This is a genomic window from Cupriavidus sp. a3, assembly GCF_051015765.1.
Classification (GTDB): domain Bacteria; phylum Pseudomonadota; class Gammaproteobacteria; order Burkholderiales; family Burkholderiaceae; genus Cupriavidus; species Cupriavidus oxalaticus_A.
Map to the genome: position 1 here is coordinate 1,952,729 of NZ_CP170643.1, position 24,721 is coordinate 1,977,449.

The following is a 24,721-nucleotide window of genomic DNA, read 5'->3' on the forward strand; positions in this document are numbered from 1 at the left end:
CACAGCATGCCGAGCATGGCGATGAATACGGGATTTCCTTCTGCCGCCCACCCGGTATACGCAATGTGCCGTCGAAATCCAACCACTACAATTTCGGTCACTACTCGCGGCCCTGGTAGCGACCATGGCGCTGTTTCGTTACTTCACAGGACTCGTCATGACGACCCAGACATACAATATCGCCGTGATCCCGGGCGATGGCATTGGCAAGGAAGTCATGCCAGAAGGCTTGCGCGTACTCCGTGCCGCCGCAAGCCGCTTTGGCATTGACCTGAACTTCACCCATGTCGAGTGGGCGAGTTGTGATTACTACGCGGCCACCGGAAAGATGCTGCCGGATGACTGGAAAGCGCAACTGGCGGGCATGGATGCCATCTACTTCGGCGCAGTGGGCTGGCCCGATATCGTGCCGGACCATATCTCGTTGTGGGGCTCGCTGCTGAAGTTCCGCCGCGAGTTCGACCAGTACATCAACCTGCGCCCCGCCCGCCTGTTCGAGGGCGTACCGTGCCCACTGGCCGGCAGGAAGCCGGGCGATATCGACACGATCATCGTGCGCGAGAATACCGAGGGCGAATACTCGTCGGTCGGCGGCGTGATGTATGAAGGTACCGAACGCGAAGTCGTCATGCAACAGTCCGTCTTCTCACGGCATGGGACGGACCGCGCGCTGCGCTTCGCATTCGACCTGGCCCGTCAGCGGCCGCGCAAGCGCGTTACCGTGGCGACCAAGAGCAACGGCATTGCCATCAGCATGCCGTGGTGGGACCGCCGGGCATCCGCCATCGCGGATGAATATCCGGATGTCGGCTGGGAAAAGCAGCACATCGACATCCTGTGCGCCCGCTTCGTGTTGCAGCCGCAGCGCTTCGATGTGGTGGTGGCGTCCAACCTGTTTGGCGATATCCTGTCCGACCTGGGCCCGGCCTGCACCGGTACGCTGGGACTGGCGCCTTCGGCCAACCTGAATCCCGAGCGCACGTTCCCTTCGCTGTTCGAGCCGGTGCATGGCTCGGCCCCCGATATCTATGGCAAGAACATTGCCAACCCCATCGGCATGATCTGGTCAGGCGCCATGATGCTCGACTTCCTCGACACGGACAACGATGCCGGAAGGAAAGCGCACGATGCCATTCTTGCCGCCATCGAGCACGTCCTGATTCACGGCCCTCGCACTGCAGACCTGGGCGGTAATGCCTCCACCACCGAGATGGGTGAAGCCATTGCCAGCGTCGTGGAACGCATCGGCCTGACCGGGCAGGCATAGGGCTCGCGTAGCCGGCCTCAGGACAACTCTTCACGCAATTGTCTTTCCCGATGCCGGTCAGCGGAATCCGTGTCCTCCGTGCAGAGGCCGCTCACGCGCGCCAGCAACAGCCGCGCCGCGTCGTCCTTGCCCTGACGATGCCAAAGCTCGGCAAGGCTTATCGCACATCGAAGCTCGACGGAACTGGCACCCTCCCCACGGGCCAGTTCCATCGCCGTGGTGAAACACGCCTCGGCTTCGCGGTCTGCCTTGGATGACGAAGCACCTCGCGGACCCCTCTTCTGCACCAGGACCTCGCCCTTGAGCCGGAGCAGCGCGGGCTCGTCAAAGCGTTCTCCGGTGTGCCCTGCCAGGGCCAGGGCCTCGGCCAGCACACGCAGCGCAGGCTCGTCTTGCGCGGAGCGTCGATACGCATCCGCCAGCAGTCCCAGCAGTGAGGGCCGTCCCAATACCGCGCCGGCGTCCTCCAGATCATCGAAGCCGCGGCGCATCAGGTCAATCCCCGCTTCAGCCTTTCCTGTTGCGGCCAGTGCCCAACCACGGAGTATCGATCCCCAGCTTCGGTACAGCTGGAACCCATGCTCTTCTGACAGTGCGATCGCCGCCTTCGCGCACTCCAGCACACGTTGCGCATCACAACGGCGCTGGTGCAGCTCGGCCGCGAAGATGAGGCTCACGGCCAGGCCGAACGGATCGGCGGCCCGGCGTGCCAGCGCCAGCGCCTCCTCGCTTCGGTTCAGAGCTTGCTGCGGCAGGCCGAGGTACCAGAGCACCCAGCTCAGCGAGCTGCGCATGTGGACCGCCGGGTTCCGCGCGTAGCGCAGCAGGTGGCCATAGGCGTGCTGGTCGGGACGGTGCAGCGCCAGCGCTTGCTCCAGGTATGTACGGGCCATTCGGATATCGCCGCGCCGGAACCGTGTAACGCCCAGCACGCGCTGCGCCTCCGCCCGCTGCTCCGAGTCTCCACTGTCTTCGGCGAGTTGGTGCAGGCCTTCAGCCAGGGATTGTGCCGTCAAGAGCTTGCCGCGCAACAGATAGAAGGACCAGAGCCCCAATTGGGCGGAAAAACGCTGCGGCGTCTCCGCGCCTTGCTCGCACAAAGTCAGCGCCCGCGTGTAGATTGTCTCGACTTCCGGTGCCCCATGGCCCCGTGCCGTGATGCATGCAATGCCGAGGTTCAGCAGCAGGCCCAGTTCGTCACGTGCGCGCTCGGGGTTCTCTGGCAGCGTCTTAAGCAAGTCGAGCGCCGCATTGAGATGGCGGATTGCCTCGCGCTGCGCGGAATGCTGCGCGGCGTGCTGCCCGGCAAGACCGAGGTATTCGATCGCCTTGCGGGTATTGCCACTTCGGCTGTAGTGGTGTGCCAGTTCGCTGCAGTAATCCATCAGGCTGCCGGGGAACAGCGTTTCCAGGGCTTGGGCGGTGCGCTCGTGTAGCGCGCTGCGCCTGTCACTCAGCAGCGAACTGGCGGCAACTTCCTGCGTCAGCGCGTGCTTGAACACATACTCCACCTCCGGAAACGCCGGGCGCTCGTAAATGAAATCTCCGGCCTGAAGATCGGCGAGCATCGCATGGAGAGCACTGTCCGCCAGCGCCGTGACATGCCGGACCAGGCTCAAGGCAAATTCCTTGCCGATGATAGCGAGCGTCTGCAGCAATTCCTTTTGAGCCGGCGGCAGGCGGTCGATGCGGGCGGCAAGCACGCCTTGCACGGTGGTGGGCATATGCAGTGACACGACACGGTCGTCCAGCCGGAAGTTACCCCGTTCTCCGTGCAGGACGTTCTCCTCGATGAGGGTTGTGACGACCTCCTCCATGAAGAAGGGATTGCCTTCGGTCTTCAACTGGATTTCGCGCTTCAGTGGCTCGAGCGAAGGATGGTCACCCAACATCGCGCTAAGGAAGCCTTGCGCATCGGCCTGGCCCAGGGGCTCCAGCTTCAGCTTGACGTGGCATTGCATGCCCCCGTCATGCGCGTATTCGGGGCGGTAATTGACGAGCAGCAGCATGCTTGCCCGGGGCACATGATCAGCCAGGATACCGAGAAAGGCCTCTGATTCACTGTCGAGCCATTGAAGATCATCGAACAGCACCATCAGCGGCTGGATCTCGCTCTCGCGCACAAGCAGCCGTACCAGCGCATCGAAAGTTCGTTGGCGCCGCACCGAAGCCTCCATCATCGGAAGCGTCGACGCCGGATCCTTGATACCAAGCAGATAGAGCAGATAGGGAAGAACGTCGTCCGGGGCACAGGCGATCGCGATCAGCCTGGCAGTGATCTTCTCGCGAATCTGACGGTCGTCATCCTGGGCGGTAATATCGAAGTACGCCCTGATCAGGTCGATCAATGGCAGATAGGGAAACGCCTTGCCATGCGAGACCGAGAAGGTTTCGAGCACCTTGCAGCCCTGTTGCGCACGCGTCCGGAATTCGTGAAACAGGCGCGACTTGCCGACGCCTGCCTCGCCTGATACGCCAAGGACGCGTCCCTGGCCAAGCCTTGCCGACTCCAGCGCCTCCTGCATGCACTGCAATTCAGCCTGGCGGCCGACAAAACGCGACAACCCGCGATGCGCCGCGACTTGCAGCCGCGTGCGCAACATGCCGGGGCCAACAACTTCGTAAACGGCAAGCGGTTGCTGAATACCCTTTACCGATGCCGTCCCGAGGGTACGAAACTCAAAGTAGCCCTCCGTAAGCCGATGCGTGGCTTCGCTGACAGTGATCGATGAGGGCATTGCAATGCCTTCCATCCGTGACGCGATATGGATGGTGTGGCCCACCGGATCGTAGTCAGTGCGCAGATCATCCTTCCGGATCGCCCGCACTACCACTTCGCCGGTATGGACGCCAACCCGGATCCGCAGCTGCATGCCCCTCGCTACAGGCGTCTTTTCATTATGACGGCGTATCGCAGCCTGCATCCGGAGTGCGGCGTAGAGCGCTCGAATGGGGTGGTCCTCATGCGCGATGGGCGCACCAAAAAGCGCCAGGATGCCATCGCCAAGCGATTTGGCAACGTATCCCTCATAGTGGTGAACCGCCTCCATCATCATGGCCACGACGGGGTCGATCAATCCGCGGGCATCCTCGGGATCCAGATCCTGAATCAATGCCGTCGAGCCGGCGATATCCGCAAACAGCGCGGTAATGGTCTTGCGTTCGCCAGCGGTTTGCCCCCTTGCTTCCATCGCCGCCTGTTCGGCGAGAATGCGCTCGGCCAGGTGCGCCGGCGTATAGAAAGCGGGCGCAGCCCCACGGTGCTGACCGGTAGGGCCGTCAGGCAGCAGCACCCCGCAAAGGCCGCAGAATTTCGCCGCGGCCCCCGACTCATGGCCGCATTGCGGGCAGATTCGCGCAAGGCTCTCTCCGCACGCCTCGCAGAAGCGCCCGCCTGCGGGGTTATCGAATCCGCACTTGATGCAGCGCATATCCCCTCTGACCACCTGGCCCGACAACAGTCATTAGAGACCACAGGACAGGCGTCTCGCAAGTTTCCAGAGGCTGATCGGGAGATTGGAAGCTGTGCAGAAAACCACCACGGGAACTGGGCTGCTGCGCGAGCGGCCTTCGTTCGCGGCATGACATGTTTGCGCCGGTCTCGCAGTGTCGCAAGAGACTCAATATGCCCCTGTCCTCAGGCCCTGCCTTAATGAGCCGCCCGACAAAGTTAGATCTGAACGGTCGACGTAGGAAATATCAGGCGTGCTCGAGATTCAAGTGGAAACTGCCTGGTTCTCTCCGCAAAAAAGCATCTCCTTAGCACTGATACCAATAAACTTATTTGTACTTGTCCACCTGCAGAGAATCACCCAAATGATATACAAACCGAAATTCATCAGCTTCGATTGTTACGGTACTCTCATTAACTTCGAAATGGGGCCGACAGCCAAGAAGATTTTCGAAGGTCGCGTTCCGACTGATCGGATGCAGGCATTTCTTGACAGCTTCCGATTTTACCGCCTCGATGAAGTATTAGGCGAGTGGAAACCTTTCTTTGACGTTATTGAAAATTCCATTCAACGGGCGTGCCAGGCACACGGCGTTGAATATCGCTCATCTGATGCGGTCGCCTTGTACGACGCGGTCCCAACTTGGCAGCCCCATCCGAACGTAGTTGAGGTGCTTGCGGCAATTGCTCCGCACATCCCGCTGGTGATTCTCTCGAATTCGATGGTCGATTTGATTCCGCATAGCGTCGCGCACCTCAAGGCGCCCTTCCACGCCGTTTACACCGCCGAGGAAGCACGCGCCTACAAACCGCGGGCCCAGATGTTCGAATATATGTTTGATCAGCTCGGTTGCGGACCAGACCAGATGATGCACGTCTCGTCGAGCTTTCGTTATGACCTCATGACGGCGTCCGATCTGGGATTCATGGCCAAAGCGTTCATCGATCGGGGCCACGAGCCCACCTCCGATAGCTATGGTGTCAACAGGTTGACCGATGTTCGCCAGCTTCCCGGTTTGCTTGGACTTGAATGCCTGCTTCCGACCGCGATGGTGAAATGAGACGCATGATGCCGGAGAATCGTCCGATTGCGGCAGCAGCGTTGAGCACAGCGGCGCCCAGTCTTGTTCTAGACGAAGTGGCAGCCTTGGTCAGTCGTCTCTACGGTATCAATGGCAGCGTCAAATCATTGGCCGGTGAACGAGACCAGAATTGTTGCATAGAGACGGCGGACGGCACTCGTTACGTTGTCAAGATCAGCAATCCATCCGAGCCGGTTTCAGTGGTCGATTTCCAGATCGCTGCGCTGGAACACATCGCGCGTGTATCGCCCGACCAGCCAGTGCCCCGAGTCGTGCGGACGCTTAGCGGACGTACGCGCGACACTGTGGCATTGGCCGACGGGCTTCAAACCACCGTGCGGATGCTTACCTATCTCGACGGCGTCCAGATTCGAGAGACTCCCCGGACCGCCGCACAGCGTCGGGCCATGGGGACAGTGCTCGCCAAGCTAAACCTCGCGTTGCGCGATTTCACGCATCCTTCCGCAATGCACAATCTGCTCTGGAATGTTTCGGCGGCGCACCGGCTGACAGCCAAGCTCGATGGCATCGTGGACGCCCCGCGTCGCGCGCTCGCTGAGTCGTTCATGTCGCGCTTCACCGACCATGTCCTGCCGCGTCTCGCCTTGGTGAGGGCGCAGGTAATCCACAACGACTACCATCTCTACAACGTTCTGGTCGCACCCGACGATCATGAACGCATTTTGGGGATTATCGACTTCGGCGACATGCTTCATGCGCCGCTGGTCGGCGAGGTCGCTACGGCGGCGGCCTTTCATATGACTGGCAACCCCGATCCCTTCGAGGGGCCGGCGCAGTTCGTCGGCGCCTATCACGCGACGCTGCCGCTTACCGAAATCGAGCAGGAGATTGTCACCGATCTCATGGCGACACGCCACCTGATCACAGCGCTGATTTCGGAATGGCGCGCCGCGCGCTACCCCGAGAACCGGGCCTACATCATGCGCCACAATCCCGCAGCATGGGAAGCGCTCTCTCAGATGGCCGCTCTTTCCCGCAATGAGGCGCGCGACCGACTACTAACCGAAGTACGAAAAGGATAAGTGAATGAAAAGTACCACTGACCTCAACATGGTCAACGCCTATATCCCCGGACGTGCTAACGTGGGACCTGTCACTGCGGCGATGATCGATCGGCGCGATGCATTGCTCGGCCCGGCATATAGGCTGATGTACGAACATCCGCTTCACATCGTGCGCGGGGAAGGCGTGTGGCTGATCGATCCGGAAGGTCGCCGTTACCTCGACGTTTACAACAACGTCGCTTCACTTGGACATTGTCACCCGGCGGTGACCGAGGCGATATGCAGGCAAGTGCAGACCCTCGCGACCAACACCCGCTATCTGCACGACACGATCCTCGAACTGGCCGAACGCCTGCTCGCGAGCGTGCCTGAGACTAACCTTGCCCATCTCATGTTGACCTGCACGGGCAGCGAGGCAAACGACCTTGCCTATCGCATCGCAAAGGTGCGCACCGGTGGCACGGGCGTGATCGTGACCGAAACCGCCTATCATGGCTTTACCGACGCAGTGTCGCAATTCTCGCCATCACTCGGCGTGACAGTCGATCTCGGCGCCCACGTTCGCCTGGTTCCAGCACCGCGTCTCTATCATGCTGAGGGTGCTGACCTCTCAGAACGCTTCACGCGCGATGTCGAGGCGGCGATCGCCGATCTTCGGCGTCACGGCATCAAGCCTGCGGCACTGATTGTCGATTCCCTGTTCACGAGCGACGGCATCCTTCCTGAACCAGCGGGCTTTTTGAAGGGCGCGGTCGATGCGATCAAGCGGGCTGGCGGCCTTTTCATCGCCGACGAGGTCCAGCCAGGCTTCGGCCGGACCGGCGAGCATATGTGGGGTTTTCAGCGTCACGGTGTCATCCCCGACATCGTCACCCTCGGCAAGCCGATGGGCAATGGACAACCTGTCGCGGGACTGCTGGCCACCGCTGACGCGCTGGCAGAATTCGGAAAGAACTCAAGATACTTCAACACATTCGCCGGCAATACCGTATCGTGTGCGGCTGCGCTGGCGGTCTTGGATACGATCGAGAAGGAAAGCCTGGTGCAGCATGCCGCCAGGGTAGGCAACATCCTGCGTAACGGCATCGCCGATCTCGCCAGCCGACACGAGGCCATTGGTGACGTGCGTGGCGTGGGCCTGTTCGTCGGTGTGGAACTTGTCTCGGACCGCGCATCGCGAACGCCCGATCGCGAGCTCACCACCCGGGTAGTCAATCGAATGCGCGACAAGGGCGTCTTGCTCAGCGCCTGTGCGATGGGGCACAATGTTCTCAAGATTCGACCGCCACTGGTGCTATCCTCGGAACAAGCCGGCATCGTCATCGAAACGCTCGACGAAGCGCTAACACAGTGCAATCGGCAAAACGGAGGTAACTAGGGCCGACACTGACGGTAGTATCGACTCATGCGAGCTTCAGCTTCCCTCGACCAGTTTGACATCAAGATTCTTGTGCATCTTCAGCGCGAGGGACGCTGTTCGAATGTCGACCTGGCCGCAGCCATTGGCCTCAGTGAAAGCCCATGTCTTCTCCGCACGAAACGGCTTCAGGAGACCGGCGTTATCCGTGGCTACCGTGCGGAGGTCGCACTGGAGAAGCTGGGCAGCCACGTAATCGTGTTTTCCGAGGTCACTATCAGCAGCCATCGGCCCCAAGACTTCCGCAAATTTGAAGCGGGGGTTGAGAAGTACCACGAAATCGTCGAATGCTACAACGTCAGTGGCGGTTACGATTACCTTCTGAAAGTCATCGCACCTAATATCGCTTATTTTCAGGCGCTCATGGAGCAGTTGTTGAAAGACGATATCGGGATCGAAAAATTTTCCAGCCGGATCGTATTGCGCAAGCCGCTTGAGCAACGGGGGTATCCGCTGCGAATTATTGCAACCGGAAGGCCGGACTGGGATTAATGAAATGCGCACTGTCCATAAAAATCTTGCGCTGGTGCCGACGTAGTCGTCGCCGCGCGATGCATCGTTGGCGACACTGCCCCAATCAGGACCGCCAACTATAGGAGGGTCTTGCGTCTTGTTGATTAAAACGTGGCGTCATTTGCGCCAAGGTGCAGGGCTGAAGGCCCGCTTGGCCGCATCGAGAAACACGCGTTGGCGGACTGTTAAGCCCTGACGCGTCGGCGTCAAGGCCATCACTGGCGCAGGTTCTAGCCGCCAAGCGGGCAACAGTCGCTTCAGCTTACCCTCGGCGATCAACGGTGCGGCATCCCATTCCGAGCGCTCCACAATGCCCAGGCCGTCCATCGCCCAGTCCCTGACCACGGTGCCGTCGTTTGATGATAATGTGCTATCCAGCCGGATCGTAACGACTTTGCGCCCACGCTTTGTCCCAGTTTCTTGTTGAGTGAAACGCAGGCGGGTAACGTATTCGTCGTTCTCGCGCAATGTCAGAAATTCGTACTGTGTGAGTTGGGATGGATGATCGAGTTTCGACAGCCGAAGGGCAAGGGCCGGACTCGCGCACAGGAACCGGTCGTTCGGGGCGAGGTAATGACCTATCCAGGAAGACCCCTTGACGTTGCCGATCGACACGACCGCGTCGGCGCCCGAGGCTGCAGCGAGTGGGCTTTCCGCCAGGATGAGGGAAATCGCAAGATTTGGGTGCGAGCGATGCAAATCACGAACCAGCGGCGCGACATAGACGCGACCAAACCCGAAGGGCGCCACAACGCGCAAATGGCCGCTCACACCGCTGTTATCGCCCGCGACGCGTGAGGGAATCGACTCGATTCGCTCCAGGATTTCAATCGCTTCCTGAACAAGCTGCTGGCCTTCGGTGGTCAGTGAAATACCTCTGGCGGCGCGAATGACGAGGCGAAACCCCATCCGTTCTTCTATCCGCTGAAGGCGCACCGTAACAGCAGGGGGAGTCAGATTTAACAGTCTCGACGCCGCGGCGAGCGATTGTGACGAGCCCAGCGCACACAGCATGCGCAAGTCTTCCACTTCAAGCATTGATGGACCTTTAACGACCTTTAACGAAGGGTTTCGTTCCATATTAAACAGGATGGCGTTCTTTTTTCTATGGCACCGCGTGAGCAGGCAAGGGGCCATTCCTGCGGAAGACTTTCCGGACCACGCTGGAGGTGCCGCCTCACACCATGCAGACCATTAAGCTTGACTTAACGGTGGCTTAATTGAGTTTTCAGCCACACAAGCTTAAGAGGGCCGATAATCCTGACGTGCGATGAAACGCCGGTCGGCGCGCTTGGCTAGTCCGCGAGTTTAGCGCCCCCACCCAGGCTGAACCGAGCAACGGAACGGATCGTGTTGAGCCTGCGACAATTACAAGTCCGCCGGGGAGTCTGTAATGCATTTTAGTTCTTACTGGCTGGACACCTCCGAGCCGTTCGTCAGCAGATCGCCTGACGTGCCGGATGGAAGTTGCGACGTGGTAGTGGTTGGCGCGGGCATAACGGGTACCGCTGCGGCATTGGCGCTTGCCAAGAAAGGCGCAAGCGTCATGGTATGCGAAGCGGAGACCGTTGGTCATGCGGCGTCGGGACGAAATGGCGGCATGTGCAATAACGGCTTTGCGCAAGATTATGCTTCACTCTCGCAGCGCATCGGCACCGAATTGGCCAACCGGCTATACCTGGCCTTCGACGCGGGCGTCGATACGGTCGAGCGGCTGATCAGGGAAGAGTCAATCGATTGCGATTTCGTCCGCACGGGTAAGCTCAAACTCGCAGCAAAGCCCGAGCACTACGACAAGCTCGCGCGAAGCCAGGCGTTGCTCGCAGCGAGCGTCGACCCTGATACGCGCCTTTTGACAAAGGCGGAGCTTTGCGACGAAATAGGCTCGAACCACTATCACGGCGGGTTGATCTTCGAAAAGAGTGCTGGGATGCACGTCGGTCGCTATGTTCGCGGTCTCGCGAAGGCTGCGGAATCTCGCGGAGCGTACATTCTGGAGCGTACCCCGGTTTTAGGTTTGCAGAGAGGATCTCGGTGCGGATACGTGGTCAGAACGCCGCGTGGGGAAATATGCGCGCCGCAGGTGCTGCTGGCGAGCGGTATCTCCCAGATAGGACCGCTCGGCTGGATCCGGCGTAGGATCGTGCCGGTTGGGGCCTTCCTCATCGTCACCGAACCCTTGCCGCAGGAACTGCTAGACCGGCTGCTACCAACCCGCCGGATGGCCACTGACACCAAGAATTTCGTCAACTTCTTTCGTGTCACCCCCGATAACCGCATGTTATTTGGCGGTCGTGCACGCTTCGCGACGTCGAACCTCAGGTCGGACGAGAAAAGCGGACTGATCTTGCGCCAGCAAATGGCAACCGTGTATCCCGAACTGACCGACGTACGGATCGACTATTGCTGGGGCGGCATGGTAGACATGACGGCCAATCGCTTGCCTCGCGCGGGCCAGCGAGACGGTGTCTACTATTCGATGGGCTATAGCGGCCACGGCACCCAGATGGCCACCCTGATGGGCACGCTGATGGCGGAGATCATGGACGGACGCGCCGATCTCAACCCTTGGAAAGACTTCGACTGGCCCGCCATCCCCGGACACTTTGGAAAACCATGGTTTTTGCCCCTGGTGGGCGCATGGTATCGCCTCAAGGACGGGCTGCAATGAATTCAGCTGCTCGTCAGCTTTTGCTAACGGAAGACGATTATTCTTTGCCGACGTCCGCACCGATATGACGATCGAAAATAATGGAGATGAAGTAAATGAAAACACTGTTGCTTAAAAAAGAGGAAGTAAGCAGACTGATTTGCATGAGGGAAGTCATATGTACTGTGGAAGAAGCATACAGGGCCTTTAGCGGCAATCAGGTAGTTCAACCAGGTTATATCGGAATACACCTCCCGCCACCTGGCGGCGAAATCGATTTCAAGCTTGGGTATTGCAAATCCAACGAAATCATCTCCATGAAGGCATCTTCTGGAGGTTTCATTAACAACCCGGAATCTCACGGCATTCCCAGCGGAATGGGGACTATTCTTCTATTTGATGCGAGAAGCTGTGCGTTGATTTGCGTTATGGAGGGCAGCTTGATCACCGGCCTCAGAACTGGAGCGTCCGGCGCTGTTTCTGTGAAAGTATTAGCACGAAAGGACGCGAAAAGCATCACCTCTATTGGCACAGGAAATCAGGCGAGGATGCAAATTCGCGCCATCAAAGAGATCATGAACGTTGAAGTGATCCATGCATGGGACAGCAACCCGGATACGCTATCTAAATATAAAACTGATATTGAGACCGAACTCGGCATTCCTGTAGTGATGGCAGATTCCAAAAAAGAAGCTGTTAAGCAGGCTGATATTCTGATTACCACGACCCGCGGTAAAGGATCGTTGGTGGAAGCTGACTGGGTAAAACCGGGCACACACATTGTTGCGATCGGCACAGATCAACAAGGCAAGCAGGAACTGGATCCAGAGCTATTCAGAAATGCAAAAATAGTCAATGATTCAATTGAGCAATGCATCGAAAAAGGAGAAACATGGCACCCGCTCAATAGCAATATTATCACCAAGGACGATATTCACGGGGAAATTGGCGAGATATTGTTGGGCAGAAAGCCGGGAAGAGAAAACGATCAAGAGATCACGATTTTCGACTCGACGGGAATGGCCGTACAGGACAATACTACCTCAACAAAGATCTATCAAAATGCAATAGAAAGCCAGACCGGGACTTTTTTTGAGTTCTTTGAGTAAGATAGTTATTAAACGCGGAAAATCAATAAGTACCATGTTCGACCACCCTACCATTCATGACATTCGAGACGCCCAAGAGCGGCTGAAGCCCTTCATCAGACATACGCCGTTACTGCGTGCGGAAAAGATCGAAACCGCTTTTGGCTATCAGGTATATCTGAAACCAGAGATGCTGCAAATTACTGGAGCCTTTAAAATTCGAGGTGCACTGAACAAGTCACTATCGTTAACGAAAGATGAGATAGCCAACGGCATCATAGCCACATCGTCGGGCAATCATGCCCAGGGGCTTGCCTATGCCGCAAAGATGCTTGGCGTTAAATCGATACTGGTACTTCCGGTTACCACACCGAAAATTAAAATTGCCAACACAAAAGCCTTAGGGGCCGAAGTTATTCTTTTCGATGGCGATACGGCTGCCAGATGGAAGCGGGTTTATGAAATTGCTGAAGAATGCAACTATGCAGTTGTCCACGCTTTTGAGGACCCTCTGGTAATGGCCGGCCAAGGAACAATCGGCTGTGAAATATTGGAGGATCTGGAAGAGGTAGACACGGTAATTGTTCCCATGGGTGGCGGAGGCCTCATTTCAGGAATCGCTACCGCCATCAAAGAAACCGCCCCATCAGTGCGCGTCATAGGCGCGGAGCCTGCCCTAACGCCAAAGTATTTTTACAGCAGAAAGAATAAAGAGCGCACATCACTTCCTTTAAAAAATACTATTGCGGACGGACTAAGGATAAGTGTCCCGGGCCAGAATCCATATCCCATTATTGAAAAATATGTGGACGAGATCGTTCTGGTAGAAGACGAACTTATAGTTGCCGGCATGCGCATGCTTGCAAAAGATGCAAAATTGATTGCTGAGCCCGCTGCTTCGATTGGTATCGGGGCTTTGTTGGGCGGCAACATTCAATTTAAACCGCATGAGAAAGTTTGCGTGGTTTTGACTGGAGGCAACTGGGACTTAGGCGATTTATCCCAGATATACAAATTTACTGAGTGAAATTGGTCGCTCATGAATTGTTATTAATTATGCTAGGTGGTAGGAAGGAAAATTTTCAACCATCGGCGGGCTTAGCTGTTGTGCGCGCTCTCGAATACCAAAGCACGCCGGCGTCGCCGACCGGCCTGTAACCGGCGTCGAAAGCCGCGGGTACATCTCCATGGCTGCGTCAAAGGCGTGATTGCGAAAGCAAGCGTCAGGTACGGCCCTTACCCCAACGCCAGGCGGCGCGACAAATGCGCCCCATGCGGCACATGGATGTGGCGCGTGTAACGGAAGCAACCCCGGTGATGCAATGTAAGGGAATCTGCCCAACCGTGACCGGGGCAGCCGATGTCCTTTCGCGGAACGGCGCAAGCTGGCCCCCTTGAAATTTGGGTGGCCAATTACTATTTTATTTTCGCTCAGGCAGTCGCGACCGTTGCGCGCTGCGTGTTTCTGTTTGTTTGCCAGCAGCTTGGCAGGTGGATGGGAGCGCGTATGCCCCTTCGCCTCCTCGCTGCATCGAAGGAGGATACGACCATGAGTGATCTATTCTTTGGGACCGACCTTTTCAGCGAACTCGACCGCATGCAGAGGCAGATGGCGAGTTTGTTCGGCGGGTTCCCATCCAGCATCCGCTCCGGCCGTTTCGGGGCATTTCCCCCCGTCAATATCGGCGCCACGGACGATTCCATCGAGATTGTCGCGTTCGCACCGGGGCTCAAGCCAGACAAATTCGAGGTGTCGATCGACAAGGGCTTGCTGACCATCAGCGGCGAGCGCGAAGCGGCGCAAGCGGAGGATGATCCGGAGGTCCGGCTGTACGCGCAAGAGCGATTCACAGGCACGTTCCGGCGTGTGGTCGAATTGCCACAGAGCGCCGACCCCGACAAAGTCCAGGCGCGCTATGCCAACGGCTGCCTGTCTATCAGTGTCGGCAAGCGCGAAGCCTCAAAGCCCCGGGCGATCACGGTCCAGTAACGTGAGGAGAATGCCATGAACGAGACTACCCAAGTGACTGAGCGCAACCAGAACGCGGTGACAAAAGGCCAGGAGGACAGGTCCACGTCGACGATGACCCTGCTTCCCGCGGTCGACATCGTCGAGGACAGCAACGGCGTCACCCTCTGGGCCGATCTTCCGGGTGTGACCAAGGACAAGCTTGAGGTGAATGTCCACGACGGCAACCTCCATATCGAGGCGGAAGCGGTCGTGCCCACGCCCCAAGGCCTGCGGGTGCAACACGCGGAGATTCGGCAGCCTCACTTCGCCCGCGCTTTCTCGCTAAGTGCCGACCTTGACGCGTCGAAGATCGAGGCGAACCTGCAGGACGGCGTGCTCAAGCTGACGATCCCGCGTCGCGACGAAGCGCGTCCGCGCCGAATTGCAGTCAACGTGGCGTGAGTTGCCGCCGCAGGGTACCGGTGGCGTCTGCAAGGGCGCCACCGCAGTACCCAATGGCATCGACCTCGATCACATCGATGCGAAGTTCGACAGAGGCGTATTGACGCTGCGTCTACCCAAGACCGGCTCGTCGCAATCTGCGGTGAAGAAGATCGAGGTGAAGTGAGCGGAAGATGGCGAGCTGCGTCAAGGGAATAGACTCGCGTGAGTCTGCTGCGCTCAGCTGGCGGATTCCAGCTGGCCATGCAAGGTAGCGCCTCCAAGGCCCTTTCTGGCATAGGCGGCGCTCGGAACGCGCGATGCTGGCTTGCAACGGCAGCGAATCCACCTGCGACGCTGAGGTCTTGAAATCGCCGGACTGGCCTCTATTTTCGCGGCAAACACTTCCCGAGATGGAGACTTCGATGGAATTCGATTCTGAGTGGGTGACGCTAGGCAGGCATCGGGTGCGGCTCAAGTGCACGCGCGGCTTTCCTACCGAGCGGACGCGGCGCGTAGCGGAGTTGGTCACAGTCGCGATCGATAACAACCTCAGCGCGCGGGCCCGTTTGGTCGACGTCACGGCGCAAGGCGATGCTTACGTGATCAGCATCGGCACGACGTTCGAAAAGGACAGAGTGGCGGCCCCCCACCTGGAAGTGGCACTGGCCACGATGTTCGGCTTGGCGCCCGAGCAGATCACGATTGACGTTGTCGTTGTCAGTCAGGCAGAGGTGGATGTGCATTTTGGCGTATATGAGCGAATGCTGGCAGAGAAGCTCGGCACCGTGCCGGCCATTCAGTGAAGCGCCGGGATCGGTTCCTGGCCAATAATGCTTGTGGCTTGAATCCAGACGCCGGCGTTGACACGTGAATGCCCTGAACGGCCGCCCGGACACGACCCGCTCGGCCGGACAAGCTCATGATCAGAGTGATGGGACGAGGAGCAAGGCTATGAACATCCGTCCACTACACGATCTCGTCATCGTCAAACGCTTGGACGCAGAACACAAGACGGCCAGCGGTATTGTCATCCCCGATACCGCCGCCGAAAAGCCGGACCAGGGCGAAGTCCTGGCTGTCGGCCCCGGCAAGCGCCTGGGCGACGGCCATGTCAGCGCGCCGAGCGTGAAGGTTGGCGAGCGCGTGCTATTTGGCAAGTATGCGGGCACCACCGTCAAGCTTGAAGGCGAGGAGGTACTGGTGATGCGTGACGAGGACATTCTGTGCGTCGTTGAATAAAGGAAGGAACAGAAGACTGGCGTCTCGCGAGAAGTCTCATCAGTTCGAGAACATGGGGGCCCAGTTGGTCAAGCAGGTTGCGGCCAAGACATCCCCGAGATGGGCGTGATTGACGAGACACGCAAGGCGTGCGGCGAGGTCCATACGGCTGTGGATGTGCAGGGAATTTCCTACCAGGAAGCGCCAGGCGCTTGGACATCATGAGCAAGATCATCGGGATTGACCTCGGCACCACGAATTCGTGTGTGGCGCTGATGGATGGCAACCAGGTCAAAGTGATTGAGAACTCCGAAGGCTCGCGCACGACCCCGTCGATCGTCGCATATTTGAACGGCGGCGAAATCCTCCTCGGCGCGCCCGCCAAGCGGCAGGCCGTCACGAATCCAAAGAACACGCTGTTTGCCATAAAGCGGCTGATCGGCCGCCGCTATGAGGAAAAGGAAGTGCAGAAGGACATTGGCCTGATGCCCTTCACAATCTTGAAGGCTGACAACGGCGACGCATGGGTCGAAGCGCAAGGCCAGAAGCTCGCTCCGCCGCAAGTCTCGGCTGAGGTGCTGCGCAAGATGAAGAAGACCGCCGAAGACTATCTTGGAGAGCCTGTCACCGAAGCCGTCATCACGGTGCCCGCCTACTTCAACGACAGCCAGCGCCAGGCGACCAAGGATGCCGGGCGCATCGCCGGGCTGGACGTCAAGCGCATCATCAACGAGCCGACCGCGGCGGCGCTCGCGTTCGGGCTGGACAAAAAGGAAAGCCGCGACCGCAAGATTGCCGTGTTCGACCTGGGCGGCGGCACCTTCGACATCTCCATCATCGAGATCGCTGACTTGCAAGGCGAGAAGCAATTCGAAGTGCTGTCGACCAACGGTGATACCTTCCTGGGCGGAGAAGACTTCGACCAGCGCATCATCGACTACCTCATCGGCGAATTCAAGAAGGACCAGGGGGTCGACTTGTCGCGGGACATGCTGGCTCTGCAACGCCTGAAGGAAGCCGCGGAGAAGGCCAAGATCGAGCTCTCGTCAAGCCTGCAGACGGAAATCAGCCTGCCGTACATTACGGCCGACGCCAGCGGACCGCGCCATTTGAACCTGAAGCTCACGCGCGCCAAGCTCGAAGCCTTGGTCGAAGACCTGGTCGAGCGCACGTTGGAGCCGTGCCGGATCGCGATCAAGGACGCCGGTGTATCGGTGGAAAAGATCGACGACGTCATTCTGGTGGGTGGCATGACCCGTATGCCCAGAGTGCAGGAGAAAGTCAAAGCGTTCTTCGGCCGCGAGCCGCGCAAGGACGTCAACCCCGACGAAGCGGTGGCGGTGGGGGCGGCGATCCAGGGCGCGGTGCTCGCCGGTGATCGCAAGGACGTGCTGCTGCTTGACGTCACGCCGCTTTCGCTGGGAATCGAGACCCTCGGTGGCGTGATGAGCAAGATGATCACCAAGAACACCACCATCCCGACCAAGTTTTCTCAGATCTTTTCTACGGCCGACGACAACCAGGCGGCGGTGACCATCAAGGTCTACCAAGGCGAACGCGAGATTGTTACGGGCAACAAGATGCTGGGCGAGTTCAACCTGGAGGGCATTGCACCGGCGCCGCGCGGCATGCCGCAGATCGAGGTGACGTTTGACATCGACGCCAATGGCATCCTGCACGTGTCGGCGCAGGACAAGGCTACTGGCAAGGAGAACCGGATCACCATCAAAGCCAACTCCGGCCTGTCTGAAGGCGAGATCCAGCACATGGTGAAGGACGCCGAGGCTCATGCTGACGAAGACCGTCGACAGCGGGAGTTGGTCGATGCGCGCAACCACGGCGACGCGCTGGCACACAGTTCGCGCAAGGCGCTGACCGAATACGGCGAGAAGCTGGACGCGGACGAGAAGGAGAAGATCGAATCCGCAATCAAGGACCTTGAGGCGGCACTGAAGACCTCCGACAAGGCCGAGATCGACGCCAAGGCGCAGGCCCTGGCCACGGCCTCGCTGAAACTCGGCGAAAAGATCTATGCGGACGTTCAGGTTCAGCCGGACACTGGCTCCGGTCGCGCCGCAGACGCGAAAGAGGCGAGCGCCGAGAAGAGTGACAAGGACGTGGAGGATGTGGAATTCAAAGAAGCGGGCGCCAAGCAGTAATAGAGCTTCGTTCTCAACCCCTGGCGTCGCCCGACGGACCGCCTTTTATTACACTTCACGGCTGGTGCTGCCGGTGATTGGAAGCGACGAGAAGCGCTGTCGCGCGGTGCGCTGCACCTGATCCTCAAAGAGGTGTTCGGCATGGCCGCGGCGCGCCTGCGGGCGCGCGGGCCGGAATGGGAACCGCAAGCCGCCGTGCTGGCCAGCGCCTCGGCGCACTGGCCGCGTCACACCGCCGGCTCGCACATGACCGACCGGCAGGTTGACCTGCGCTTTGTGCGCGACAACGTTGGGCACAGCTCGCTGTCGACGACGAGCGGCTACCATCGTGCATGGGCCCTTTTTTGAAGACCAGCTGTCGCCGGATATCCCTGGTCCCGTTCAACTCGCAACCCATTGGAGTACAGGCATGGTCGCAGTCAAATACGACGATCTTTCCATGTCCTTCGAGTTCGTTAGCTGCGCGGCGCCGACGGCGCACAACGCCTATGTCTCACTCGATAGCGGCAAAATCTATTGGACATCTGAATTCAATGACGACTTCGACGAGGAGATTCCTGACGACATCGAAACTTCGGACCGCTACGTTGCAATACCGCATAAGACCGAGCTCGGTCTTGGAAGACGTCTCGCCCTCCAATTTGTCGCCCAAGAATTGCCTGAGCGTTACGATCAGGTTGAAGAATTCTTCCGACGGCCAGGGGCTTACGCGCGCTTTAAGGATCTGGCGGAGCGCGAAGGCATTCTCGAGATCTGGTATTCCTTTGAAGCCGACTGTGTCGAAAGAGCTCTGAGGCAATGGTGTGCCGAAAACGGGCTGGAGGTTCTGGAGTCGTAGGCGCCGCTTAGACATGCCGAAAGAATCATTCGATGTCCTGCCGGCAACGCGGCGCCCCCTTGATGCCCGGTTGGCTACCGCCAAGATTCGCGAGTCGTTTCGCAGCTTCACGCTGGATCAAGGCCTTTAGTGCCTCGCGCACGAGTGCCGTTTTCTCCTCCAGGCCCTATAGGCTTGAGCCTTGGCGATCAGGTCGTCTTACCAAACATTCCCAGCCTTTCCGAGCCTTCTGCTTTTCAGCCCACCAATATCATCAAAGCGGCATATTGGACTTCGCGGTAATCCGCCTCGGAAGGTGAACTGACCACGGTCAGGTGCCTTTCGCGCAACGCTTGACTCTGCTGTTTTGAAGCCCCTAGTTGGCTTTCCATGGGGACCGCCGACAAACTATGGTTCAAGGTAGTCACGGTCTTCTGACGAAAACGGGCTCGCGCTCGTCGCGGTGCCCGAGGCGCAAGAGGTGAAGCATGGCTACCATTCACCGACGGCATTTCTTCACCCCCATGGAACTCCGGGTGCGAGATGTCACGCTTTCTGTGAGCGACGATTTCCAGACCCAGCGGGACAAGCTCGCGCGCATCATGCTGGACGCGATGTACCAGTTCGTGGGCCTGCTGGACGCGCACGGCACGATGCTCGAAATCAATCGTGCCGCGCTCGAGGCGATTGGCATACGGATGGACGACATTCGAGGGAAGCCGTTCTGGGAGGCACGCTGGTGGGTGGGCTCACCAGAGACCCAAGCGTTGCTGCGAGAAATGATCCAACGCGCAAGCCAGGGCGAATTTGTCCGTTGCGACTTCGAAAACTACGTCAAGGGCGAGAGCGAGAGCGAGGAGACGATCATTGTCGACTTCTCGCTGCTGCCAATCAGGGATTCGAACGGAAAGGTTGTATTCCTGCTCCCGGAAGGACGCAACATCACCGAGAAGAAGCACGCAGAAGCCGTGCTGGCGCGGAAGAATGAGGAACTGCAGGCAAGCTGGGAATTGATCCGCCGCCAGCACGACGAACTCCGGAGCCTCTACGACAGGCTTCAGGCCGAGCAGAAATTGTCGGAGCGGCTGTTGCTCAATCTGCTGCCCTGCTCGATCGCTGAACGGCTGAAAGCGCGTCCAGATCTTGTCGCCAGCGGCGATCCGGAACTCATCGCCGACAGCTTTCCGGACGTGACGGTCCTCTTTGCGGACATCGTGGCCTTCACGCGGTTTTCGGCGGGCATGAGCCCCGAGCAGCTGGTGGCCGTCCTCAATGAGATCTTTACCGAGTTTGACACCGTTGCCGACCTCCGCGGCCTCGAGAAGATCAAAACCATCGGCGACGCCTATATGGCGGCCGCGGGGCTGCCGGAGCCGGCACCTGATCACGCGGTGCGGGCTGCGCAGATGGCGTTGGACATGACAGAGGCCTTCATGCACTTCAACCAGCGCACCGGCTTCGACCTGCAGATGCGCATTGGCATCCATAGCGGACCAGTGGTCGCCGGTGTCATCGGCAAGCGCAAGTTCATCTACGACTTGTGGGGTGCCGCCGTCAACATCGCGAGCCGGATGGAGTCCCACGGCGTGGCCGGACGGGTGCAGGTCACCGACGCGACCAGGCGCCTGCTGGGCGACTCGTTCCTGTTCGAAGAGCGCGGCGCAATCGAGGCGAAAGGGATCGGCACGCTGCAAACGTGGTTCCTGACGGGCCGCAACCCTGCTTGCCGGGCTGGGGCGATGGTGAGGTGAGGTAAGTCAAAAGGCAAGAGAGCTCTCACTCCAGAGGGATCGAGGACCTGCTGCCAACGTAGTTCTGCAGAACTTCTAGCCTACTTCCCAGTTAAGAGCCACGGTCCCGCGGGTGATGACCCTCGGCACTGGCGGTCGCATGATGAGCGCGGTTCGCACGAAATGCTGGTCTTCAACACTTCAACAATTGATGTGCCGCGGCCACCGACGCCGTGGCCGCCATCGCCCTGCAGGGCAACAAGGCATAGCTCCTCCGAGGCATTGCAGCGGCGTGAGCATCGCAACAAGTGCCAATGCCACCATCTCCGCAAGCTGGGGAGGCAAGGCCGCTTCACCTTCGAAACGGAATGATCCTGGCGCGCACGAGCCAAGGCGCGACGGAAGGGCTTGCGAGCTGTATATCCATAGCGGTCTGTGCCAGGCACCCCGGTGGGTGCCCGCTCGCCATTATCCAGCCATTGGAGATCCTCTATAGGACCATGAGCGGCTGGTTTTGACTTTTGCGCACCAGCAAGCGCGCGATCGCCTCGGAGGTGCGCTGTCGCCTGATGGCCGGATCCATCGTCGGCAATGCCCAACCGGGCTCAACGACACTCACCAGACGACTGCTTTGGACCAAACGAGGACAGGCCGCGCAAGGTCAGCCGAAAGGCGTAGCGTTGGGCACAAAAATAATTTACATTGCGCTTTAGTCAGCATTTTCGTCCGGCTCTGGGTGACTACTGTTGAATATTGTTATAGATCAAGCGCTTAGCGCAGTTTGCGATGGTTAGCGATCCCAGCCTCAACGCCGTCACCAAGCTCACCCGCACCGAATTTGCCGTAGTCCGTGCCTATGCACAAGGCATGCGGCCGGTGGACATCGCCAACCGCTACTTGGTGGACCCGGATGAGGATGAGCACCTGAGCGAGGCCCAGGCGATCCAGCGCATCCTGGCATTGCGCGACCGCCTGGTGCAGTTCGCCCTACAGCACGGTCAGCCCGAAATCGCCAGCATGTTTGAAGCGCTGCGGGCGCGGTCGGACGTTGGCATGACCCGGCGGGTAGACGCTGTGGCGGCACTTGAGCAGCTTGGGCAGAGCTACCCCCAGCCACAGCACGAGGTCTCGCTTTGGTTCAAGCCTAGCCTGGCGCGCCGGCTGGCGGCGGCCAATATCCGGCGGATTGAGGATCTGACGTCCTTGGCGAATCGGCGCGGCAGCAGCTGGTGGCGCGCTGTACCACGTATCGGCGCGCAGTCGGCGGAGGTCATCACGCACTGGCTGGTGCGCCAACGAGCTGCCATGGGCGCTGCGGCAGTCAATACCTATGTGCTTCCGCCTGCCGCCCATGCCCGTCGCGACGCCTTGGTGCCGCTCACCTTGGCCCCCGGTATGCCATATCCGGTGCCACTCGAGCATATGCTGGCGCCAGCGGCAAATTCCGCAGCAGGGCGGTCGCTCGGCGACGATCTGGCGTTCGTACGCGCCTGGCTAAGGGACCGGGCGCCACATACCCACAACAGCTATCGGCGTGAGGCAGAGCGGCTGCTGTTGTGGAATGCGTCGCGAAAGAAGACGTTGAATGCGTTGGAGGTCTGCGACCTTGAGGCATATGAGGAATTTCTGGCGGACCCGCAGCCGGCGGCGTTCTGGTGCGGCCCGAGCGGGGCGCGCGACAGAATGCACTGGCGGCCTTTCGAAGGCCCGCTGGGGACCAGTTCGGTGGTGGCAGCCTTGCGGGTAGTTCGGGCACTGCTTCGCGCATTGGCTAAGTGCGGGCATCTGACGAACGCCCCGCTCATTCCAAGGCAAGCGGCCGCCACTGCACCCACGGCGCTGCGCCCACCGTCCCACCAAGCCGCCGTGGAGGCCTTTCTGGCTTGGCTGGGAGAAGCGGGGCAGGGTCCGCGACATCGCGCTGCGCTGGTTGCGGCCCAACTGATGCGCAGGTGCGGCGTGCCACTGAGCGAGCTGGCGGTGCTGCGCTGCGCCAGCTTACATTCCAGCGGCAGCGGCACGATATTGCAACGCCAAGGTTCGCGCCGGCTGGCGGTGACCATCGATATCTCCGTCCAACAGGCGTTACAGGCGCATTGGGCCGACCGCGGCTGGGCAGACATGATGCCACCGGCGCAAGCAGCGCTATTAGCCCCGACGGAACGACCGGACACCACGCGCGGGCGCAATAAGAGCCTGGAAGGCGTGGTGGCCGGCTATTCGGCCAGCGGCCTTGATCAGCTGCTTCGAAGCTTGTGGCGCCGCTTCTGCGATCAATGTGGACTTCCTTGGGAGGGTTTTTCACCCGGACAGCTTCGTAGCCGCGTAGGAAAAGCTTAATCCTCGACCGCTGTACACCGAGAGTAGCCGACTCCCAGGGTCGCATTCATTCATTTACCATTATCCTAATAATGGTATTGCAATGAATATAATAGGAGGCCTCGGTTCAACCACTCACCTGGGGCGGCATGGCTGTGCTTGTTGACTATCAATGCGTGTATGACATCCGACCGATCTGTCCCGGCCGCCTTGCCGCATGAGCCGTCTCTTGTACCGAACGCGCTAGCTAGGCCAGTGCTGCCCGCCGCGGCCACCGATGCGCAATGGGCCCGAGCCTGGCTCGACGCGAAATCGGCTGCAGGGTTGGGACTGAGGGCTACCACGCTTGCTCAGTACGAACTCGAGGCGCGACGTCTCTTGTGGTATGCCAATGACATTGGCCGGCCTCTGGCAGCTTGGCAGGTCTCGGATGCCAATGACTACCTTGCCTTCCTTGCTAACCCGCCAGCGTCTGCGGTCAGCATGGGCCGGGCACGCCGGACTAGCCCGAATTGGCGGCCGCTCCAAGGGCCACTATCGGAGGCTTCGCGGCGCCAGAGTGCAATCATTGTCGGCATCTTGTTCGACTGGCTGGTGCGGGTCGGCGCACTGCGGATCAACCCATTCGCCACAGTGCCGCGAGCGCGTGTCGCGACAGGACTTGGTTCTCAGCGACGCTTTCTGGAACTCGAACAAATCGATGCCGTATTCGAGGCGATAGAGCGCAGGGCGGCATTTACGGAGTCGGCACGGCTACACAAGGCTAGGGACCGCTGGCTCGTTGCGCTCCTATTTCTGACTGGGTTGCGCGCCTCGGAAGTCATCGCGCTCACCTGGGCGGACTTCGAATGCCTGGTTGGGCGTTCCGGCCCATTCTGGACGGTACGGATCCGACAGGCTAAAGGAGGCGACGATCAGCTGGTGCCGTGCGACAACGTCATGGAAGAACTGGCACGGTTTCGGCGGCTTGTTGGACTACCGCCAACGCCTAGCTCGTCGGATAGCATGGCTGTCATCCCAGCTCTTGGCGGTGGACGACAGCCCTCCAGGCACCAAGGTCCCAAACCTACTGAACGCCAGGAAAAGCTAGACCGCCAATTGGGTACGCGCCAGGCGATTTACATAATCGTTCGCACGGCGTTTGACGAGGCAGCCCACCGCCTGACGTCCGAAGGACGGACCGAGGATGCTGCTCGGCTTCGCACGGCGTCGACTCACTGGTTGCGGCATTCGCACGCCACACATCTGCTACGCGCCGGCGTACCCGTTACCGACGTGCAGCGCGCACTAAGGCATCGCGATATCAATACGACCCGCAGATATACCCACGAAGCGCTGGAGGATGTGGCGCATGCCTTGGCTGGAAAAATTTCCGGCGGAAGGGAATCGTAAGCCCCTAAGCGGCAAAGGCAATGTCCTACGCAATTGGGAACCCGCACGCGGTCCGCGCCCATTCGTCGTGGTTCTGTCCCAAGTTGGGAAAGTCCGGCATCCGCGCGAGGTACCGTCCCAGGTCGGGAAGTCGGGAGCCCAGGCGGGTACCGTCCCAGGTCGGGAAGTCGGGCGCCCAGGCGAGGTCCCGTCCCAGAT

Annotated in this window: 21 protein-coding genes and 2 pseudogenes; 19 read left to right on the forward strand and 4 right to left on the reverse strand. The window is 59.5% G+C overall.

Going from position 1 to position 24,721, the window contains the following annotated elements:
• Positions 1-157 precede the first annotated feature (157 nt).
• Complete coding sequence (locus ACAD63_RS09535; RefSeq protein WP_133092912.1) at positions 158-1,267, forward strand: tartrate dehydrogenase; 1,110 nt, start codon at positions 158-160, stop codon at positions 1,265-1,267.
• Positions 1,268-1,284: 17 nt separating this feature from the next.
• Here the strand turns inward: ACAD63_RS09535 and ACAD63_RS09540 are convergent, their stop codons facing one another.
• Positions 1,285-4,698 (reverse strand): adenylate/guanylate cyclase domain-containing protein, encoded by a 3,414-nt coding sequence (locus ACAD63_RS09540; protein ID WP_434033832.1) that lies wholly within the window; start codon positions 4,696-4,698, stop codon positions 1,285-1,287.
• A gap of 385 nt (positions 4,699-5,083) precedes the next feature.
• Here ACAD63_RS09540 and ACAD63_RS09545 point away from each other — a divergent pair, with 385 nt between their 5' ends.
• From ACAD63_RS09545 to ACAD63_RS09560, 4 genes are read left to right on the forward strand one after another with little or no spacing between them, the layout of a single operon-like run.
• A complete protein-coding gene (locus ACAD63_RS09545) occupies positions 5,084-5,779 on the forward strand; it encodes a haloacid dehalogenase type II (protein ID WP_434033974.1) in 696 nt (231 codons plus the stop codon).
• A complete protein-coding gene (locus ACAD63_RS09550; RefSeq protein ID WP_434033833.1) occupies positions 5,749-6,843 on the forward strand; it encodes a phosphotransferase in 1,095 nt (364 codons plus the stop codon). The genes ACAD63_RS09545 and ACAD63_RS09550 overlap by 31 nt, the downstream gene beginning before the upstream one ends.
• 4 nt (positions 6,844-6,847) lie before the next feature.
• Positions 6,848-8,203: an aspartate aminotransferase family protein gene (locus ACAD63_RS09555; protein WP_135707057.1), complete on the forward strand. Its 1,356-nt coding sequence runs from the start codon at positions 6,848-6,850 to the stop codon at positions 8,201-8,203.
• A 27-nt stretch (positions 8,204-8,230) separates the two neighbouring features.
• Positions 8,231-8,734, forward strand: coding sequence for an Lrp/AsnC family transcriptional regulator (locus ACAD63_RS09560; RefSeq protein ID WP_135707058.1), 504 nt, complete (start codon positions 8,231-8,233; stop codon positions 8,732-8,734).
• 138 nt (positions 8,735-8,872) lie between these two features.
• On the opposite strand, the gene ACAD63_RS09565 is transcribed toward ACAD63_RS09560, so the two are convergent.
• Positions 8,873-9,793, reverse strand: coding sequence for a LysR family transcriptional regulator (locus tag ACAD63_RS09565; RefSeq protein ID WP_135707059.1), 921 nt, complete (start codon positions 9,791-9,793; stop codon positions 8,873-8,875).
• Between the two features lie 355 nt (positions 9,794-10,148).
• On the opposite strand from ACAD63_RS09565, the gene ACAD63_RS09570 reads away from it, so the two are divergent.
• The 11 genes and pseudogenes from ACAD63_RS09570 (at position 10,149) to ACAD63_RS09620 (ending at position 19,103) form a co-directional block, all read left to right on the forward strand.
• A complete protein-coding gene (locus tag ACAD63_RS09570; protein WP_434033834.1) occupies positions 10,149-11,426 on the forward strand; it encodes an NAD(P)/FAD-dependent oxidoreductase in 1,278 nt (425 codons plus the stop codon).
• A gap of 95 nt (positions 11,427-11,521) precedes the next feature.
• Positions 11,522-12,514, forward strand: a complete 993-nt coding sequence (locus tag ACAD63_RS09575; protein ID WP_434033835.1) for an ornithine cyclodeaminase family protein — start codon at positions 11,522-11,524, stop codon at positions 12,512-12,514.
• A gap of 34 nt (positions 12,515-12,548) precedes the next feature.
• Positions 12,549-13,520, forward strand: a complete 972-nt coding sequence (locus ACAD63_RS09580) for a threonine/serine dehydratase (RefSeq protein ID WP_135706332.1) — start codon at positions 12,549-12,551, stop codon at positions 13,518-13,520.
• Positions 13,521-14,042: 522 nt separating this feature from the next.
• Positions 14,043-14,483, forward strand: a complete 441-nt coding sequence (locus ACAD63_RS09585; protein WP_133092921.1) for an Hsp20/alpha crystallin family protein — start codon at positions 14,043-14,045, stop codon at positions 14,481-14,483.
• Positions 14,484-14,498: 15 nt separating this feature from the next.
• Positions 14,499-14,906 carry an Hsp20/alpha crystallin family protein gene (locus tag ACAD63_RS09590; RefSeq protein WP_135706333.1) on the forward strand — a complete coding sequence of 136 codons (408 nt, stop codon included), beginning with the start codon at positions 14,499-14,501 and terminating at the stop codon, positions 14,904-14,906.
• A gap of 1 nt (position 14,907) precedes the next feature.
• Positions 14,908-15,072, forward strand: coding sequence for an Hsp20/alpha crystallin family protein (locus ACAD63_RS09595; RefSeq protein WP_240746054.1), 165 nt, complete (start codon positions 14,908-14,910; stop codon positions 15,070-15,072).
• A gap of 238 nt (positions 15,073-15,310) precedes the next feature.
• Complete coding sequence (locus ACAD63_RS09600) at positions 15,311-15,691, forward strand: hypothetical protein (RefSeq protein ID WP_133092923.1); 381 nt, start codon at positions 15,311-15,313, stop codon at positions 15,689-15,691.
• 148 nt (positions 15,692-15,839) lie between these two features.
• Positions 15,840-16,127 (forward strand): co-chaperone GroES, encoded by a 288-nt coding sequence (locus tag ACAD63_RS09605; RefSeq protein WP_135706334.1) that lies wholly within the window; start codon positions 15,840-15,842, stop codon positions 16,125-16,127.
• Between the two features lie 200 nt (positions 16,128-16,327).
• Positions 16,328-18,265, forward strand: a complete 1,938-nt coding sequence (dnaK, locus tag ACAD63_RS09610; protein WP_434033836.1) for a molecular chaperone DnaK — start codon at positions 16,328-16,330, stop codon at positions 18,263-18,265.
• Positions 18,266-18,355: 90 nt separating this feature from the next.
• Positions 18,356-18,613: pseudogene (locus ACAD63_RS09615) on the forward strand (tyrosine-type recombinase/integrase); the annotation flags it as partial.
• Between the two features lie 61 nt (positions 18,614-18,674).
• Positions 18,675-19,103: a hypothetical protein gene (locus ACAD63_RS09620; protein ID WP_135706336.1), complete on the forward strand. Its 429-nt coding sequence runs from the start codon at positions 18,675-18,677 to the stop codon at positions 19,101-19,103.
• Between the two features lie 25 nt (positions 19,104-19,128).
• On the opposite strand, the pseudogene ACAD63_RS09625 reads toward ACAD63_RS09620, so the two are convergent.
• Positions 19,129-19,295: pseudogene (locus ACAD63_RS09625) on the reverse strand (type II toxin-antitoxin system VapB family antitoxin).
• A 44-nt stretch (positions 19,296-19,339) separates the two neighbouring features.
• Positions 19,340-19,474: a hypothetical protein gene (locus tag ACAD63_RS09630; RefSeq protein ID WP_276609618.1), complete on the reverse strand. Its 135-nt coding sequence runs from the start codon at positions 19,472-19,474 to the stop codon at positions 19,340-19,342.
• A 96-nt stretch (positions 19,475-19,570) separates the two neighbouring features.
• Between ACAD63_RS09630 and ACAD63_RS09635 the strand changes: the two genes are divergently transcribed.
• From ACAD63_RS09635 to ACAD63_RS09645, 3 genes are all read left to right on the forward strand, one after another.
• The gene (locus tag ACAD63_RS09635) at positions 19,571-20,833 is read left to right on the forward strand and encodes an adenylate/guanylate cyclase domain-containing protein (RefSeq protein WP_135706337.1); all 1,263 of its coding nucleotides are present in this window, start codon (positions 19,571-19,573) and stop codon (positions 20,831-20,833) included.
• Positions 20,834-21,598: 765 nt separating this feature from the next.
• Positions 21,599-23,152, forward strand: coding sequence for a phage integrase family protein (locus ACAD63_RS09640; RefSeq protein WP_135706338.1), 1,554 nt, complete (start codon positions 21,599-21,601; stop codon positions 23,150-23,152).
• A 558-nt stretch (positions 23,153-23,710) separates the two neighbouring features.
• Positions 23,711-24,523 (forward strand): tyrosine-type recombinase/integrase, encoded by an 813-nt coding sequence (locus tag ACAD63_RS09645; protein WP_240746055.1) that lies wholly within the window; start codon positions 23,711-23,713, stop codon positions 24,521-24,523.
• Positions 24,524-24,721: the final 198 nt, after the last annotated feature.